6 protein-coding genes are annotated in these 19,324 nt (G+C 44.0%); 1 reads left to right on the top strand and 5 read right to left on the bottom strand.

The features are described from left to right. Window position 1: 1 nt before the first annotated feature. Window positions 2–10,570 (bottom strand): LamG-like jellyroll fold domain-containing protein, encoded by a 10,569-nt coding sequence (locus tag BGP76_RS19640; protein ID WP_119845920.1) that lies wholly within the window; start codon window positions 10,568–10,570, stop codon window positions 2–4. Window positions 10,571–10,919: 349 nt separating this feature from the next. Between BGP76_RS19640 and BGP76_RS19635 the strand changes: the two genes are divergently transcribed. Continuing rightward, on the top strand, window positions 10,920–12,644 hold the full coding sequence (locus BGP76_RS19635; RefSeq protein WP_119845919.1) for a 7TM diverse intracellular signaling domain-containing protein: 1,725 nt from the start codon (window positions 10,920–10,922) through the stop codon (window positions 12,642–12,644). A 282-nt stretch (window positions 12,645–12,926) separates the two neighbouring features. Here BGP76_RS19635 and BGP76_RS19630 read toward each other — a convergent pair whose 3' ends face one another. The 4 genes from BGP76_RS19630 to BGP76_RS19615 form a co-directional block, all read right to left on the bottom strand. Then, entirely contained in the window at window positions 12,927–14,273 is a 1,347-nt protein-coding gene (locus BGP76_RS19630) for a PhoH family protein (protein ID WP_073122709.1), read from the bottom strand. A 230-nt stretch (window positions 14,274–14,503) separates the two neighbouring features. Beyond that, a complete protein-coding gene (locus BGP76_RS19625; RefSeq protein WP_119845918.1) occupies window positions 14,504–16,339 on the bottom strand; it encodes a peptidase M61 in 1,836 nt (611 codons plus the stop codon). Between the two features lie 111 nt (window positions 16,340–16,450). Continuing rightward, window positions 16,451–18,004 (bottom strand): M1 family metallopeptidase, encoded by a 1,554-nt coding sequence (locus BGP76_RS19620; RefSeq protein WP_119845917.1) that lies wholly within the window; start codon window positions 18,002–18,004, stop codon window positions 16,451–16,453. A gap of 61 nt (window positions 18,005–18,065) precedes the next feature. Next, entirely contained in the window at window positions 18,066–19,223 is a 1,158-nt protein-coding gene (locus tag BGP76_RS19615) for a J domain-containing protein (protein ID WP_119845916.1), read from the bottom strand. Window positions 19,224–19,324: the final 101 nt, after the last annotated feature.

Below are 19,324 nucleotides of genomic sequence, written 5' to 3'. Positions count from 1 at the left end.
GTTATTCTTTAATCAACAGTTGCGATCGATCCTGACTAGCCGATTGTAGTTTGAGTACATACACTCCTCGATGGACCTCTCCTCCATGGTCATCTAGACCGTTCCACTCGAACTCCACGAGCTCTTCAGGGTTTCCTAAAAACTCACGATCAATCAATAGTTTGCCGTCCATCGATACGACTCGTAGTTGTGCAAAACCCTCGCTATCTAGGACAAAAACAAACTTGACATCCGTATCAAATGGATTTGGGTAGACATTGGACCCCAAGTACGCATCCTCCTCTAGATGAAAGTTGAATAGAACTGGTGAGTCTGTTGTCCCCTCTAAGGTAGCTGCCTCAAGTACTCGTGACTCATCCAGTGGATAGCTCTTCTCGCCAAACCGTAGCTTAAATACCACATCTTCTGATGCATCTCCATATACTGTCAAATAATACACAGATTGGCCATTGACCTCCTGCGCTTCTGCTACACCTCGGAGTTGCCCCTCATGATACACTTCTAAGACAGGTGCATCACTTGCCAGATCCAGACCTATCACTTGCACAACCATGGACATATTGTCTCGGTACTGATGCGGATCCAAACCTGACTGTTCGTAGATAGCAGCCACTTGATTGGCCCTAGAAGACGCATTGATCAAACCCGACTGAGGAAACACCAACTGCTGATCTTCCGAAACCTTCATCACATACCCCTCATTTGGAGATAGGTATTTAAGATTCCCTGTCCATTTGAGCACTGGATCGTAGATTGCAAACGCATATTGACTTTTGATAATATCTCCGTCACTAGCCTGTAGCGAAGCAAGCGCCTCATTGATCTCCATGTTTTCCTGCCCCAAGAAACTGACCCAGTTCCACTCGCGCGCCAAGGACTCACTAGTCGGTGAATACAGAGTTATCTGTGACACATTCGTGTCGACTGGCTGACCAGAAAAACTAATCCGCTGCGTGTTGGCTGAGAACACCCGGTACGATTTCGTCACGTCCAAACCTCCTTGACCCACTGGCAAATTGTCACCAGCCAAGCTTCCTATCCAAAGCTCATTTTCCTGATCATAGATATCCAAACCATCCATGCCGATGATCCGATCACCTGACGTCAGTGGCTGACCAGCAAACAAACGACTGCTACGCGTCAAATCATCAGAATCCAAACTAAAGGACACCCACTTCCAACCTTTTGGTATGTTGACTGTAGTCACCACATGTTCGCTAGACTGAAAAACAATTGGCGTAGAAGGACTACCATATATTTCGTTTTGGATAAACATAACAGGATCAGATGGAATTTGTGGAGTTGCAATATGATTGAGCACTTTGCCCTCACTAGCGTCCCAAATCCTAAACTCCAACTCCTCACCAGACAGTGCATTGCTATAGGCAGACAAGAACACCTGATAGGTATCGTACACCTCTTGGTACGAAAGGTTCGCCATACCCCGCAACTCATCATTGACAAATACCCCTACGACATCCTCATCATCTACCGAATAGACCTCCCCTATTTTGACTTGTCCGATAAAACTCATCGTGTATTGAAAATCCTCAGGTGAGAATACCCAATCATCTGGAAGTGATCGGCTGACTTTGAGATCCAGCAATAAAGTCTCGTTGAAACCAAAATCTGTTCTAAGATGAATCGCCTCTTGGTATTCACCGATATTGAGCCCGGCATTGACTGTAAATACGATGTCCTCTTCCCCCTCCGGAGCAATCACCCCAGATGATGGGGTGGCACTAAGCCATGTAGGGAGATTGTCCACGACGAAAGACTGGTTTTCCCCTCCTTCATTGATCAGGGTACTGGTGAAGCTCAAAGGTTCATCAATCAATTTTTGTAACGATACTGTCCTATCCTCCCACGACACTTGGTTGCGATCCACATATGCCGACCAGGTCACAGGAGACTTCATCACATTTCCATTCTGATCCACTAGCCCTCTCACCGAAATGTCCAGTATGCAGTTTTCGATCGTTTCGGGACTATCTTCATCAAGCGTGATGATGATTTTATCCCCGTTGACCGAATAATTAAAATAGACCGGTGTCTCGTTAGGCTTCAGGACAATGTCAGGATTTTCTACCGAATACTGCTCACCAGTACTCATCCCCTCCTCTCCCAGGTCATACTCGTCATAGCAATCAAGACTACCTTCGGAAATTCTCAACAACTCGTTGTACTTTTCGAAAGGCACATAACACACCAAACCCAATTCATCACCGTCCAGCTTGTAGTACGCCATGCGCTCTATCTGCTCGCTACGTTTGGCCATGCGCCACAGCCTAAACTCGTCCATCTGACCGACAAAGGAATCCTCGAAAGGTAGCTGCGTTGACTCATGGAAGCTCAAACGGCTACCCAAGACCACTGCAGGTCCTCCATACCCTCCAAAGGAATCTGCACCAAAAGACGAAATCAAATTCGTATCAAAGAAAGCACTGGTCTTACCGACACGATTGACAACCAATCCCAGATGATGCCATTGTTGATCCAGTACCGACTGTCCTACAAGTACAAAAAAGGAATTGTCATGAGTCAATATAATCTGCCCCAGAGGAGTAATGGCAATTTCCCAGTCCAGACCAGTGACATTGCCATTGCTCACGAGCGTCATGGTATCGGCGGTACTGGTGTTGGCGGTTTTGAACCAAAACTCCAAAGAGAAGTCCTCGTCATCATCAAAAGCCTGAGATGCGAGTGTGACCGGATTGGTTCCATCAAAATCATAAGCAAGCGAAGTAGGTTCAGACCACCAATCTGCGTGGATCGCAGCATGCCTGGCCAGCACTCTGTCTTCCGACAATGCGCCACGCCCTTCGTTGAGCGGCCAATACCCCAATAGCCCTATTTCACGCCCAGACAGGTCTCTGTAAAAATTAGACGCTATGTCTGTAGACAACATATACTGACCCCAGAGTCTCAATTCATGGACATTTCCCGTAAATGAAGTAGCTCCCTCTCCGCCCAACACTAAAGGTGTCGCAGCAAAATGTGTCGCAACGAAAGTCTCGTTGAAACCGACCAGCTCGGCATTGTAATAGAGCGCAGCTTTGTTCTCAATCGGGTCGATACTGAAAGCCACATGTGACCAAACATCCAACGAAACGGGTCCATCAGAGGTCACATCAAACGTCCCCAAAGTTAACTGAAGACGACCATCGGCAAGCAGTTTTAAACTCAGGTCAGTAGTCGTCGCGTCACCATGATGCAAAAGTTCCTGCTCTCTATGAGCAAACTCTTCGTCACGCCTCACCCACATTTCTGCAGTGATCGCCGTATTCTGAAGCTGAACATGGTCTATGACTACCTGATCCGTATCACTGTCTGAAAAACGAATACTCGTAGGGTGTCTTAGTGTTGTACCGTTGATGTTACCCGTGACTTGGATAAAATCCCTATCGACCAACCCCGCCTCTATCGGTTCATTCAGTGTCAGTATGATTTCGTCATTGGGCGACAATACACCATCTGCGGGGGAGGGTCGCCCAAAGGCATGAGGACTCGTACGATCCAGAGTCCCATTGATGAGATTGGAGTAGGACTCCAACCCGTTGGTACAGATGTATTGCCACCGAAGCTGATACCCACCATCTGGCAGATTGTACTCCTCTGTATCCCAATCATACACGATGTAATTGTTGTCTATCGGGAAATCGAAATAATTTTCCCCTATTGCTCTCTGCTCGGCTACCTCATCAACATCTCTACTCCATACAGCGGCATCTACCCAATCCTCATCGGTCTGATACGTTGCTTTGAACTGAAGTTTAATTTTCTCATGATTGGCAAAATAGAAGCTCTGCTCCTGAATCTCGACTTGGACCTTCGAGTCTACTTGATTGTTGACTATCCATCCAGGGGTAGGTGAGATCACAGTAGCCATTGGACACGAGGGGTCAAAATAAACCGATAGCGTGTCTCGGGCATAGATATCCTCCTGAAAATCCAAATCCTGACCAAAGTCAAACTGACACCCCGCGACTAGATAAACGACGATGTCTTCATAGTCATAGACATCTTCGACGGGCCTGAGAGTAATCGACTTGGTCAGTTGCTCTCCTCCATATAGGGCGATGGGCGTCCCTTTGATGAATCGCTCTCCATCCAATCTCATCGTTGGCCCAGCACCTGTAGTTCGCTGATCCACCACGAGATTATAGGTACGGACCGTGTCTTCTGCATTCTTATTTTCAAGAATGATATCAAAAGTAGCCCGGTCGTTTAGACTCCAAGGAATCCCTCTCTGCACACGTGGCTCAATCCTAAAGCCAGGCTGATCTCGCTGAAAAGTACCGTAGTTTAAAACATAATCCTCCGACGAGCTATTTTCTATTACGAATCGGTTATCGTCGACAGGATGTTCTAAGTACCCTCCAATTATTCCTTTTGATTGTAGATCATCCAATAATTCTGGTCTTAAAAACTCCAAATACCTAGCCTTCTCCTCAGGCTCATATGGACAAGAGGTTCGCCCCCCTTTGGTGATAAACACGGGATTGATATAATCTGTAGTATCAGGTTTCACATAATGAAACTCTCCGTCAACGTCATTGATACTACCCGCACTAGCAGGCACAGCCGCCACACCTTGATCAAATCTAGAATATAGATCATTCATACTGATCACTGCACTATCTGTATCATAATTAGCACCACTCAAAATCACATCAACTGAATATTGATCGCCTGGATCATCATCCTGAAGATGGATGGTGGTGGCTTGGGTACTACTCTGCTCAGAGCTGTTTCCTGTTTCTACATATACGGCATTGCCTATTTGAAAATTGATATCTGTATAAGCTCCGAAAAAAGAAAAGTCCGAATGAAAATCAAATGCTGTGTACCAACTATACTGCTGACTGTACCCAAAATCATTGGTCACTCCGAGTTCATAGGATTTTTCAATGTTAGAACCGTACCCAAACGATATATTTTCCTTCCTATAATCGCTATCGTTTCGAGAGGCAAAATACTTCGCTACCAATTTATCATATTCATTCTGGGCAATTGCGGACTTCCAAATCCTAATCTGATTTTTCAATCTATTTTGATCATCAGGGTCAGATACGGCTACCAGATCCTTTTCAAGGTCAGCAATGAGCTGTTCGATTTGTCTCTGTGTGTAATAAAAAAGCGTCGATTCTTGAAGGTTAAAAGAAATAGATTTTGACCTAGCAAAAGCATACTCTTCACTGTTAACAACAAAACTATTCGCATAACACTCATTGACCCCTCCACAAGAGTCTAGAGGGATAATATCAAGATTATAACTGGGAGAATAGAATATATTTAAAGCATTACCCACAAATAAATCACTCCCGGCCCCAGTGTTTTTGTTTTCTTTAGAAGTATTGAGTTTGACCCCCTCGGTAAATGATATAATAGAGGTCTCTTTGGCTTGCCTATCCCCACTCGAATTCTCCACAAACCCCAAAGTAGTCTTCATTTTGACTGCCACATTGGAACTAATCAGTGTGCCTATATCTTGTTCATAATAAACCCCCATTTTTATTGACCCTTGTTGCTTAAACCCTCGCTTATACGTGGACGATCTGACTTTTGTAAATTTGGCCTTATTCAAAAACTCAGTGTAACTCTGACTTCCTGGAGGATCTCTTAAAACAATATCTACAACTTGGTATTCTTCCTGAGAGACCGTGTAGAAACTTTGCTGTGATTTATCCAATGAAGTTCCAAGCACAATTCCACGAAACAAATCATCCTTTTCTTTCCACGACGTAGTAGGCCCTATGATCTGAACCGTCTTGGTAAAGCTCTTTTCTGGATATTGACGATCTATTAACAGTGACGGTTCGCCAACAGAGAACGTGTATATAACCTCCCCATTTTCCAAACTCATCACGCCGGAGTGTCCCGCAATTTCATTATCAATCTGTATTGTACCTGACCTTATGGTATCCTGGTAATAAACAATCGGATTATGGGGGTCTAACACATTATTGTCTCTGTTTTCATATTCTTCACTCAGTGTGATACCCCATGTGTATTCACCTGTCGCGAACACTTCATACGGAAGTGGAGAGGCCTTAACATCAAGTGAAACACCCGGAAGAACCTCATAGAATTCAGAGCCTAACACCCCAGGTATTTCCACCAAATCATCCCCTACCCGGTACTGTTTCACAGTAAATCGTTCTCGTGTTCTAAAAACAAAATCTCTCTTCAAGTCATAGAGTACCAAATCCGAATCACATGTAGTCCCTGTACACGCTACTGTATCCGTCTCTAGATCGTCTCTTGACAAATCAATCGAAGACTCTGCCAACCGTTTAAGCTCTCGATTAAATTCAGTGGTTTGTGAGGGGACTCGAAGGTCAACGACATTGTATCGAAATGGAGGAAGATCAACGAGATACTCCCCCGTAGCGACATCAGTGGTCACCACCGTCTCAAAGCATGTCTTCCCAATTGATTTGAGTTTGATTTCGGCTGTACCGATGTTGTTGATTGATTGGCCAGATCCAGATATTTTCTCCCCTTCTGTCGCGCCTCCCACTACCTTGCCGATCAAGGTACGCGTGGTGTTGTCATAGAATACCAGGTCAAAGACATTGTCTTGAAAATTGTACTTACCCGACGGAGGCCAAACCGCCTCTGCGAATGTATGATTGTTTTTGGCAACTTTGATTCTATGCTTACCAATCGGTACATCCATTTCAAACCGACCATTCGCATCAGTAGTCAACACCTGCCCATCTACCAGCACTGGCTGATCATCAATATATATACTGACTCCCTCTACATAGCAATTGGGCGCATCTGGATCATCCGCAGACTCATAACCTAAAATCCTCGGATCGTACTTGACCGTACCTGTGATAGCAAAGGACGAGTTGTCCTTAAAATTCTTTTCGTTTTGTATCTGCTGCGATGGACCTATATACAGAATCTTGTTGGATGGCTCAAAACTGTGTGCCCCAAAAACTGGTACCAGTTTGAAGTTGTTGCCACTACCCGAATAGATGATAGACTGAATAGAATAATTACCGTCTGCATCCGTGAAGGCTGTAAAGGACAAATCCTCTTGCTCCGGCACGACATTCGTCCACTGTGCAAGTCCTATCGTCGCATGGTGACCATTGAAAGCCTTCTTGCCTGTGCCGTCTAAGGCATACGAGGCATCAAACGCATGAGTAGAGACCTTTTCATCGATTCTCCAATACCCAACCAAACCTTCCTGTCCTCCTGACAAGTAGCGGTTGTAATCTTGATCAATACTCTGCTGGCTCTTGGCTCCCGACCAAAGCAACACCTCATCTATCATCCCCGCAAATCCTCCGAAATGTATCTCCTGATCCTCCGCCTCAAACAAATCTTCGAGATGAGAAACAGCCACTGTATCCACCCCTTTGCCATTGATATATAAGATCAAGTCAGCACCATCATAGGTCATCAGCAGGTTGTTGTACTCTCCCAAGTAAAGCTCCGGGCTCAAAACAATCTCTTCGCTCCCCATACTTCCTGCTTGGATACTCAAGGCTGCTTGGTAGGCCTCCTTTTGATAAGTATTGACGGTATCGTTGACGATGTATGAAAACTGCTCTCCCATCGCCTTGAAAACTTGTCTCTCTCCGTCTAGCGTTTGTCCCAAATAGTACACATACTCGTCGGTAGTTGCGTCCCGGACAAAATCCTCCACATCTAGGTATCCATCCTTTAGGGAGATTTGATACAGCGTATCCTTCGCTGAGTTGAACAAAAACTCTTCTTCGCCTGTGGATAAGTTCGTCAAAGTCACAGCATGACTAGCAGCTCCCTGTGGCACATACAATACGGTGTCCTGGTACTCGGCAGTGCGAAGAATCCCTGATGGATCGATGAGGTACTGCGTCAGTCCCGATCCAGTAGTATCAAATACTTTCGTTCTGTCTGTATTGACGACCCCTAGGCTCTGTCCTTTTTGGATTTCCTCTGTTATGGTTTTGTCAAGCAAAAAAACGTCATAACTCACTTCTGGGTCTGTATCATTCGGCAACCTGCGTGCAAAGCGCTTTCCTCGGACTAGCTTATTGTTGAGTTCGTCTCTATAGACGTAGTACACGTTGTTGCCCACGATCATATGCATCGCATCACCCGCTGCATTGTATACGACATCATCTATAATTGTCCCTTTGGTGTCCGCATCATTCGCGAATATCATTTGGTTGTCCTTGATGCTAGCATACGCCTGCCCTAGCTCATAGGAGATATTGAAATGCTTGGCTAGTCTCAGCTGATCACTATCTATAAAAGCCAGTACAAAATCACTATCAAAAGCTTCGTAAACCGTGTCTCCTCTCAAGTACCCGACCAATGAGTCTGCCATTGCTAGGGAGGTGCGCTGTGTCTCCAACGGATACCACTTCTCGTCCTGTTTGACCATCCATGGCTCCCCTCCCACAAAGTGATACAGCGTATCTCCCGAAGCTAAAGCTGAAATCTCTTCCTTGCTATACTGGACAAAACCCGTCCCAGACAGCTGGCCCAATATCGATTGATCCTGCAAGGACTGTACCTCACCAGAAGGCAACATATACCCCACGAGTTCGTCTGCTACCCCTATCCTCTCTGTGGCCTCCAAATAGTCTATCTCATGAAACTCCGTAGCACCACCTGCCAAAGGTGCAATCTGCAAGTAATCTGTCCCATCAGACACCTGCATGAGGGTTTGTCCTGCGGATTTATCTTCCAATCGAAACCAAAACGATAGAGACCATTCCTTGTCTGGAAACCAGTTTTCTCCTTCATTTTCTAGAGGGATTGTCAAGAGATTGTTGGTCATATCGAGACTGACCCCTCTGTTTTCTCCATCAGAGGGGGTAGCCAATACACGCACTCCTTCGACGGCATTGCCTCCCTCGTAGTTGATTTGACCGTTGATGATACCTGTCTCGGACCTGACTCCTACATCTGTGATCATCGATGCGATTTCTAACTTGGACGGGACGTAGTTCGGACATGAAATGGCCAGTTGTCCATAGTTGTACAGTACGCCTGGCTCGGTATCAAAATCTTCAAATGAAGAGGTTTTGATGTCTTGTCTATTTACGATTTCGGGGTTATCCTCCGACCCCTCCCTTTTTCGATATATGATGATCTCGGAAGCCTCATTGTCACTGCTCACTATCCAATTCAGTGCCACACGATCATTGTAGTGATATTTGGACACCTCTAATTCGTCAAAGCCATTGAGGTCCGTATTGAATGAAATGACCTGTTCTACACGCATAGAGTTGGCCTCATCAAAACAGTCCTTGCCTGCTACGACCATGTACTCATACTGTAGACAGTTGCTCAGACCATCGTCTACAAACGATGTAGTCCCGATGGGCAGCTTGTCAGATCTAGGTGATCCGTCGCGATAGACCTGAAAATAATCTACAGGAGTACCGTCTACTGGGTAGGTCCATTCGACCGTTGCTTCGTCTGTCCCATCAGTCGCTGGGATGATCTGCACAATAGAGGGTTTGGAAGGAGGTCCCTCAAACATAATGTGCTGGGTATACTCACTCTTGGTATATACTTGGTTGCCACAATTATCAAATGCTCTAACCCTATAATAAAAATCCTGATTGACCGGTACCCCTGGATCGTCGAATGTGATCGTGCCAAAAGTCTGTGTGACTGTGCTGACAATAGGAGCAGTAAACGCATCGGTAACATCTCGCTCTACTTCGAAATAGTCTATATCTACCTGATCATCTATCTCCCACTGCAAACGAACCGATTGGTCACAAAAATTAGGTGTGCTCAAAGAAAAAGATTCGAAGTAATCCGAACTGTTAAAATTTTTGATAGGGTTTCCATCTACTGAGGTAGGCAATCCTAAATCCCTGACTTCCGAATTATGGCGTACCCGTACTTCGTATTCGTGATCCGAGACGTTATCGTAGGTCACGTTAGTATCCTTCCATTTGAGCGTATTGAAAGAGACAGCCGCTCGGTATACCCCATCACGATATATAACGAACGACGCATTCGTACACGAAAAGCTCGGTTTCCCCCATTCCAACTCAACCCCATCACACTGTGGTTCCAACTCCAAAGGACCTACTATACGCGGAATATTTGGAGCTGTCTGATTACCGGAATCCCAAGATTTTGAACTTCCATTGTAAACACTCTTGTATTCTATTTTAAACGTCTGACCTTCTCCAGATTTATCATCTGGCAGGTTAATGGTAAAATCCGTATACTTATGATAACGATGACCTGTAGAGGCTGCACACCCTACATTATCCGTAGTGTTGTGCCAAGAATAAGAAGCTGAAAACCCACTATTTTTACTCCAAGAATAAGTAGATGAAGTTCTGACAAGGTCATAAATTCGAGTGCTCGTACCATTGACAACAATGTTTACCTCTGCACTGCTGGTACGGTCGGCAAAACTTCCAACCGCACAAACCCCGCCTCCATTATAAACTTCCTCAATATGAACTCTAAAGGAAACTTGATTTTTACAGAAGTCGTAGTTAAAGTTAGACACTCCTCCGCCAGCCACTGCTTGCCAATGACTCAGCAAAATAAAGAGTATAACTGCTAGGCTGTTGAATATTGTTCTCATGATGTTCGTTGATATGGTTGTAGTATTACCACCACAAACCTATAACGGCTCCACACCCTGTACTCAAAACTTCAAGCTTCAAACACCCTACATCTACTTATCTCATAGCTTCAAACACCCTACACTATCCTAAATCATACTTCTAACACGCAGAAAACCCTCAAAACCTCCAAAATTCAAACCACCTGTATACGATCCAAACGATCACCCTAATCCTCCCACACCTCGAATCAGTCATAGATTATTCTCGATTATTTAATAGTATATTAACGCAGAGGACAACATATTTCACAGTCTCCAACATAGCTTCGCTACCCTTACCGAACCGCTTATCAGTAATGCCTAAGAGATGATTTTCACCTTTTCAAGATGGATGTATTTCCTATTTGTTTTAATTCTACCCAATCCATGTTGGAGTCTTGAGTCTATACCTCCTGTCCAGCTAAGCGACATCCAAGGGTGGAGCTGCCTAGAGAACAATAGTCTCTACCAACTCAGGACAGATACGCTCACAGATGTCCGGTCCATTTTATCACAAGGAAAGTTCGAACCGTATGAGTATATCTCACCCGATTCTAAAACCCAGGCTATATGGATGATTTTTGAAATAGAAAGTGAGCAATCCTCTGGTGATTCGCTGCATATCAATTGTAAATTTTATGATGAGGTGAGGCTGTATGAAATATATCAAGACAGTAGTAGCCATCTACTCAATACTACGGGATACCTCCCACAGTACTTTAAATCCAAAAAATGGAATTCAATCATAAGTTTTCACCATCCTAAGCAGACTCGAAAGACCTACTTATTGGCACTGATTTCTCATACTAGAAATTCTAAAATGCTGTCTAGCTACTTCACGTCCAACTGTGCCAAGATCTATTCGGACCACGGGTTCAGAAGTCAATATCGATTACCACAGCCCCTGCTATTCTTTTTTTTCGGCGGCATTCTCATGATGTCTCTGTACAACCTAGGCATTGCTTTGAGCACACACTATAGAGAGTACATTCTCTTTTCCATTTACAACTTCTGCTTTGTCCTATTGGGTATCAATTTTTCCAACCTACATATAGAGCTAGACTGGGTCACTCCTTTCGATCTCGAAAGGAACCTCCGTTTCACACCAGCGATCATAGGAATAGCTGTATACCTGCTATTTTCTATATCCTTTCTGGATTTGAAAAAACTAAATTTCCGTTTATATCAAATACTCTGGCATTTGTTTTGGATCTTTCCGATCATGCTCCTAGGCATTTTCCTCTCCTACTTTACCCTAGTTTTTATTGTATTTACAGCCCTGATGCCTCCCTTATTTATGAGCATACTCTATGCTTCTTGGTGCCGAGCGCGTTCTCTTTCTTACGCCCGGTATTTTCTGGCAGGCAATATACTTCTCATATCAGTGGGGCTGCTACAGCTGCTATCACTCTACGGCCTGATATCCGTAGTACACATGTCCTCTCTAACAATCATAGCGCTGATGTTAGAGGTCATACTATTCTCCTTTGCGGTCGCAATCAAACAAAAAGTAACCAAAAAAGAACTCTATCTCATGCAAGTAAAAAATCAACTCCAAAGAGAACGTATCGAATACGAACTAGACCTGAAACAAAAACTAGAAATAGAAATAGAAAAAAAATCTCGAACACTGACCTCTTCCTCCGTCCAGTGGCTCAATCTGACCGACCAGCTCACATCTCTCAAGAAAAAACTTAAAAAGGAGCTCAAAGAGACCGATGAAAAGCTCTATAAAGAAATTTTAAAGCAAATCGAAGAAATTGAGAATTTTGAAGACCAATGGAACAGCTTCAAACTCCACTTCGAAAATGTCTACAGGGGCTTTTTTGAACGGATAGAAAAAAACTACCCGATGTTGTCTCAAAATGATCTCAAAATATGCGCATTCATGAAAATGAAGCTATCCAACAAAGAAATGGCACAGATACTCAACGTTACAAAAAAAGCCATCGAACAAAGTAAACGTAGAATGAGAAAAAAAATAGGACTAGAATCCGACTGTGACCTACTGGAATATCTTGAACAATCTCTAAAACCCGAAATGGTCATCTAACCAATCTCAACTTTCTAAAATAACCAATGCTGTGTGCAACTATGCGCTAACGACAGTCATCTACTAGATAGATTCCAAAACCTATCACGATGAAAAAGTTAATCGCAGCAATGATATTGCTCCTAGTAATTGTACAACTGGGCTTCCTCCAGTCTAAGATCGTAGCTCATACCCCAGAAGAAGTTCTTTCACTGTTAGAGTACAGTAGCAATAAAAAAGAGTACTCCAGTCATGATGCACAAAGTCACACTAACTGCAGTACTCCTCCAGTAAATGCTGCTTCTACAGTAGTTCGTTTGCAATATTTGCCAATTCCGAACGCTCCCCTTTCTCCAAAGTGATGTGCGCAAAGATTGACTGTCCCTGTAGACGATCTACTAGATAGGACAGTCCATTACTCTGAGAGTCAAGGTATGGCGTATCGATCTGATTCACGTCACCTGTAAATACAATCTTGCAGTTTTCGCCCGCTCGGGTAATGATCGTCTTCACCTCATGAGGTGTCAAGTTCTGTGCCTCATCCACTATAAAATAGATATTCGACAAACTACGCCCTCTGATATATGCTAGTGGTGTAATCAGTAATTTCTCCTGATTGACCATCTCGGTCAGTTGCTTGTTCTCCTTTTCAGTTTCTTTCCACTGGTTTTGGATGAATTTTAGGTTATCCCAGAGCGGTTCCATATAGGGATTTAGCTTGGATTTAATATCACCTGGCAGATAACCGATATCTTTGTTGCTCAATGGCACGATGGGTCTAGCAATGTAGATCTGCTTGAAGTCCCTACGCTGCTGCAGTGCAGAGGCCAGTGCCATCAGTGTCTTTCCTGTCCCTGCTATCCCTGTAATCGCTACGAGTTTTACCTCGGGATTCATCATCGCATGGATCGCAAAAGCCTGTTCAGCATTTTTAGGTTTTATCCCGTAGACCGATCGTTTTTCTACATGTGCTATTTTTTCTGACACAGGGTTGTAAAACGATAGGGCAGAGTTCTTAGAACTCTTCAGAATGTAATAGCAGTTGTTGATAGGTTCTAGTTTTCCTAGTGCTTTTTTCGCCGAAACCTCCATATTCTTATACAACTCATCGATGGTCGTGGCTGCCACACGATTGACTTCACTTTTGCCCAGTGCTGCCATCGAATCGACGTTCTTGATCTTACCCGTTTCGTAATCCTCCGCTGACAGATCTAGAGACTTAGCTTTTAGTCTCAGATTGATATCCTTTGATACTAGAATTACCTTTTTCTTAGGCTCTTCTTTTTGGAGTTTCAGTGCTGCATTGATGATTTTGTGATCATTTTTTTTCTCACCAAAAATCCGCTCTGCATCCAAGTCTGTCTTGGTATCTGAGTACATGAGGACCTTTAGTCTACCTCGCCCATGCCCATTGAGTGGGATCCAATCCTGTAGCATGTGATCCGCTGCTAGATTATCTAACAGTCTCGTGAACTCACGTGCTTCGAAGTTGAGTGTATCGTTACCTTTTTTGAAATTATCGAGCTCTTCTAGTACTGTGATGGGGATGCCTACGTCATGCTCGGCAAAATTCATGATCGAATCATGAGAGAAGAGGATTACAGAGGTATCAAGAACAAAAATCTTTTTTACGCTGTTTTTTTTCGCCATAAGAGTGGTGGTTTTTCCTATCGTTAAACTGTATAAAAAACAGAACAACTACAACAAAAACCACTACTGGTTTCAGACAAAAACCTAGAATCAAGACTTTAGATTGTTAGACACCATACCAGTCCGTTGGGTAAATTGATATGGCATCTAACATCTCATAAATATTGTGGGGGCTAAAAGCGAATAGCTACTGACAAAGACAGTATTTCAACTCCCTTTTGTGACTACTATCACTTGTTGACCCATGCCTTGCGCAGGGACAATTGCTCCTCTGTGGGCTCCTCTATCAGTTTAATTTCACCAGCAGTTTTGACTTTCACTTCCAATGCCGACGCCTTTAGTTTCTCTTCTTTGTATTTCCCTTTCTTATTTTTCCTCAATACCACCGCAGTGATTTTATCTCCTGCCTGGTGTTCTTCTTTGAAAGTAGAAAAAACCTCTTCGTAGTTACTAATATCCACGACTTTACCATCAAACTCGTAGAGTATATCTCCTTCTTCATAACCCATTTCCTCTCCGAAGGCATTGACCTGAGAGACGGAATTGATCATCAACAGCGAATCATGCACACCAAAACTAATATGCCCCAACGATAGCTCATCTTTCGAAATTCCATAAGTAAAATCCACCCCCACTTTCGCCAAATAATCCTCATATGGGATAGCCGATTTCCCTTCTACATACTCCGCAAAAAATTCTCTAATCTCTGGGTACGTCATCTCTGTGATGATGTCAAAAAGCTGATCGTCCTGAAAAGACTTTTCCTTACCAAACTTCTTAGACAGGTCGATCATCATCTGCTCCACACCATAGGCTCCATCCGAGAGGTCACGAAGTTCGATATCTAGCGACATCCCTATCAACGCTCCTTTTTGGTACACATTACCATACTGATCTTTGGTCTCATCTAGGCAATGAAGGCTCATCTCGGTGAATGGCAAATCATCCTTATAACGTTCTGCATTTTTTATTTTCCCTTTCAGACCATCTAAGTACGCATCTAGACTCATCTCTCCATATTTGGCCTGAGCCAATCCCGCAGCATACTCCGTCATACCCTCGTATAACCATAGATGCTTTGACATTTTAGGATTGATAAAATCAAAATCGCCAATTTCTTCTGAGTGAATATTGAGTGGGGTCACGATGTGAAAGAACTCATGTGCAGCTACATCTCTCACCACTTGCGCAAGATAACTCGGGTCAGCCTCTGGCAAAGAATACATCGATGAATACGAATGCTCCAACGCACCATACCCTCCTGATGCTGACGCTCCCTGAAAGAGGTAAATCAAAAAAGCATACTTATCCACGGGCAACTCACCACCCATATATTGTTTCTGTGCCTCCAACGTGGGGATCAGTTGCTCTTTTACAAATGAAGACTCCAATATACCTCCTGGCGAGTAGACAGAGATCAGTACTTCTGCCCCTCCTACCACAAAAGTCGCAGTATCTGGTACACTGTACATGATCGGGCCATCGGCCAGATTAAAATAATCCGAGGTAGTAAACACGTCGGTAGAATCATTGATCACTGTTTTGTTCAGTGCTGATGCGCCAAAAAGGCTAACGGGCTTGGTCACGGTCACCTCGTATGGCAAATCTTTCATTCCCTCTAGATACCCGACCATCGCAAAAGTGTTAAGTACGAAACAAGTATCTTCTTCGATGTTAGACCCTGCTGGTTCGAAAATCTTATTGCCCTGACTCGTGTCATATGTATCCTCTACCCAATAAGACAATGTCGTCAATCCAGTCGCTCCCGTGATCTGCGTTCTATTGTCGGTCAACTTTGCAGTAGGCAGTACATTCCCTTCTGAATCTTTCGCTTCGATTTCCATCAAAAAACGACCAAAATCATAGATCGAATAAGTGCCGGGTACAATTTTAGGAACATGAAACTCTATCGTATCTGTGGTCACTTTGGGGAGCGTGTAAGTCACCTGTACTTTGTCATCCACGACATGAGCAAGATCGATGTTGACTTGGTACTTTTCCTGCCCGATCACTTGTACGGACAGCGCTAGTAGGCATACTAATATTGAGGATATTTTCTTTTTCATACTTAGTTAAGATAATGGAATGACAAGCTAATGAATTCGTCTATTGGTCAAAATGACTTTATGATGAATGGTCAAAACCATACCATCACAATCCCTTTCTCACATCGAAATCTATTCTTTCTCTTGGATTCGGCCGTAAATAATATTGAGAGGGTCAAGATCCGGCGCATTGTGGATCATCACCTCTTCTAGTTTAAAAGTTTGTTTCTTTTGAGTCAAAAACACTTGCCTAATCTCCACCTGATTGTTGCTAGTCTGCACAGGGACATCTATCATCAACTGATAAGTAAATGTTGTCTGTTGCTCAAAGCTTAGTTCTAGTGTATTTCGTTTATACTTCCAGGTATAGCGTACATCGGGAGCGCCGGGTACACTAAGCCACTGATGAAAAAAGTACTTGAGATCCTTGCCTGACACTTCCTCCGCCACTGCAATAAACTCATCTGTGGTGGCATTGCCATAAGTATGGCTCTGATAGTACGTTTTCACTATCTCAGCAAAAACATCCTGCCCCACCTGATAGGATAATAAACGAAGCATCCAAGCTGCCTTGTCATAGCTCAGCGGATTGAGTAGTTCGAAAATATGATCATAGTTTGGGTAAAGGATAGCACGATCTGGATACTTTTCCTCATAGTTACGAATACGCTCTTCATTTTCGTCTGATAGTGCTCTCATACTATCTAGCCCATACTGGGTCTGGATATAGAGATATTCGTAGTAGGTGGCAAACCCTTCACTGAGCCAAACATCCACCCAGCTAGATTCGCTGGCACTGTTGCCAAACCACTGGTGGGCCACCTCATGTGCAATTAGCCCATTAACATCCTGGTTACCAATAATATGCTTTTCGCTATAAAATATACAACTGGCATTCTCCATCCCACCAAACTTGGTCGTAGACTCTACGTGATCTAGTTTCCCAAAAGGATAATCCCCGAGCTGCTCCACCATGAAAGCCAATACTTCTGGTGCCTCTTCAAAATCATAATTCTGTCCCTGCTCATCAGAGCGAGCGTACAACCAAGCCCTCGACATACTATCCAACTGCTGCGTCTCAAATGCAGCAGCACCCATCGCCATGACTTTGGTTGGAATCAAATAATCCATCTTCCAGTGGGTAATTTTGGTCTCGACAGACAAGGTATCGATGGATAGCAAATGACCATTGGAAACTACGTCGTACTGGATGGGGGCTGTCACCACAAACTCACAAGTAGCCTTGTCGGCAGGCGTATCTATTACCGCCAACCACTCACGCGCTCGGTCAGGCCAATGATCCGAAAAGAAAGTTCGATCTCCGAACTTATTGTGAGAGATGATCAGACCATCCTCTGGCACGCCACGATAGTGCACTGAGTAGGTTAATTCTCCGGACACTCCTCCCGTCGGCAACTTCAGTACATCCAAATCGTGTTCAAAACCGATCGTATCTCCTCCCTGAGTAACGGTTAAGACATGCATCGTCCGTGCGAGATCCACCCTCACTACGGCCACCTCTTCAGCAACTCGCAATGTCAACTGTGCGTCACACTGTATCGTGTCCGAAGCATCGCTCAGTGTCACATCAAAACGATAATGCTGCGCATCTACTTGTGAATTCTGTGCCTGAAGGTGAAAAGATAAAACTAGAACGAGGAAAAGCAGTTGGGAACGAGGAAACATAGGTTGAGTTTAATGATGCATCAAAAATAAGCTTATTTGCGTCATGTCAAAACATACACTCCTATTGATCAAGGGTAAAGTCTGATTTTTTGGTTTTAGCTAGCCCAACTATACGGCGTACCGCACCTTGATCACCTATCGCATCGTAACTCTTTGCCTCCCAAACATACTGCTGCGTACTGTCTGGCCATATATCTTTGGTCCAAGCCACTGATCTGATCACCGCATCATATTGCGCTGTATGATATTGCAATTCGGCCACCTTCATGTACACATCATAATGTCTATCTGGCACCAATCCTGCATGTATTATGATAGGGTATGCTTTGCCAATGGTGATTTCATAACTAGCAATGGCTTTGTCAGCACAAATCTGATAGTAGCGCAGTGCCTGCGTCAAATCGCCTACTCCTGTTTCGTACAACTCCCCCATTTCGTAATAGAAATCTAAAGACTCATAACCATACAGGTGCAAAGTGCGATAGATATCAAGTGCTTCTTTGATCTCGCCAACCCCTTTGTGCGCAAAAGCCAATTTCTTCATATAATCCATAGAGTTGCCCACAGAATAGTCCTTAAGTGACTGATACAGCACCAACGCCTCCGCATATTCCTCCTCTGCCAAGTATTGATCTCCTTGCCGTTTGATATCCGACAACAAGTCTGTCTTGAACGCCTTGATGTCGTTCTCCTGAACATAAAAATATCCCATACCTGCCAACATCTCCAAGCTACTCACCCACTGTCCCGAATCACGGGCGGAACGTGCCCGTTCGAACACCTCACGACGCTGACCCAGTACCTCCGCTAATTCTGCCGTTTTTTGCTCCTGATAGAAATAAATACTCAGTTTGATGATCACTGCGATGATCATAGAGAACAAAAAGGCATAGCCTGTGGCACGGATATTATCTTTGGAAGTAATGGATGTACTACGTCGCACAGGTCTAGCCCCACGATGATAACTAGTAGGACGCGGTGAGCTATAGCTCGGTACGGATATCTGTCCATAGCGCAACTCCATATCATATTTGGCTCGCGCATAGTCGTTAGTCAGGACTTGATGGGCTTCATTGATCTGTTTGAACTGCTCCTCTTTGGCGGGATCACCAAAATATCTATCAGGGTGACATACCAATGCTTTTCGCTTGTAAGCGACCCGAATCTCAGCCTTGGTCGCAGAGATAAGTACCCCGAGTATATCATAGTGATTTTGCATTGCGCAGTATTAATCCATCTCTATTCAAGATAAATCTAAATCAAACCGAACACAAGTGCATCTCACTATCCTACCACTGAAAACCCGTTTATGACTTACAC

Origin of the sequence: Reichenbachiella sp. MSK19-1, assembly GCF_003590315.1 — a bacterium.
In the GTDB taxonomy this organism is placed as follows: Bacteria; Bacteroidota; Bacteroidia; order Cytophagales; family Cyclobacteriaceae; genus Reichenbachiella; species Reichenbachiella agariperforans.
This window is presented reverse-complemented; position numbering and strand designations above follow the sequence as displayed.

Bases quoted from the DNA above. Each gene is read 5' to 3' on its own strand.
- BGP76_RS19640 (WP_119845920.1), bottom strand. From the start codon at position 10,570: ATGAGAACAATATTCAACAGCCTAGCAGTTATACTCTTTATTTTGCTG.
- BGP76_RS19635 (WP_119845919.1), top strand. From the start codon at position 10,920: ATGATTTTCACCTTTTCAAGATGGATGTATTTCCTATTTGTTTTAATT.
- BGP76_RS19630 (WP_073122709.1), bottom strand. From the start codon at position 14,273: ATGGCGAAAAAAAACAGCGTAAAAAAGATTTTTGTTCTTGATACCTCT.
- BGP76_RS19625 (WP_119845918.1), bottom strand. From the start codon at position 16,339: ATGAAAAAGAAAATATCCTCAATATTAGTATGCCTACTAGCGCTGTCC.
- BGP76_RS19620 (WP_119845917.1), bottom strand. From the start codon at position 18,004: ATGTTTCCTCGTTCCCAACTGCTTTTCCTCGTTCTAGTTTTATCTTTT.
- BGP76_RS19615 (WP_119845916.1), bottom strand. From the start codon at position 19,223: ATGCAAAATCACTATGATATACTCGGGGTACTTATCTCTGCGACCAAG.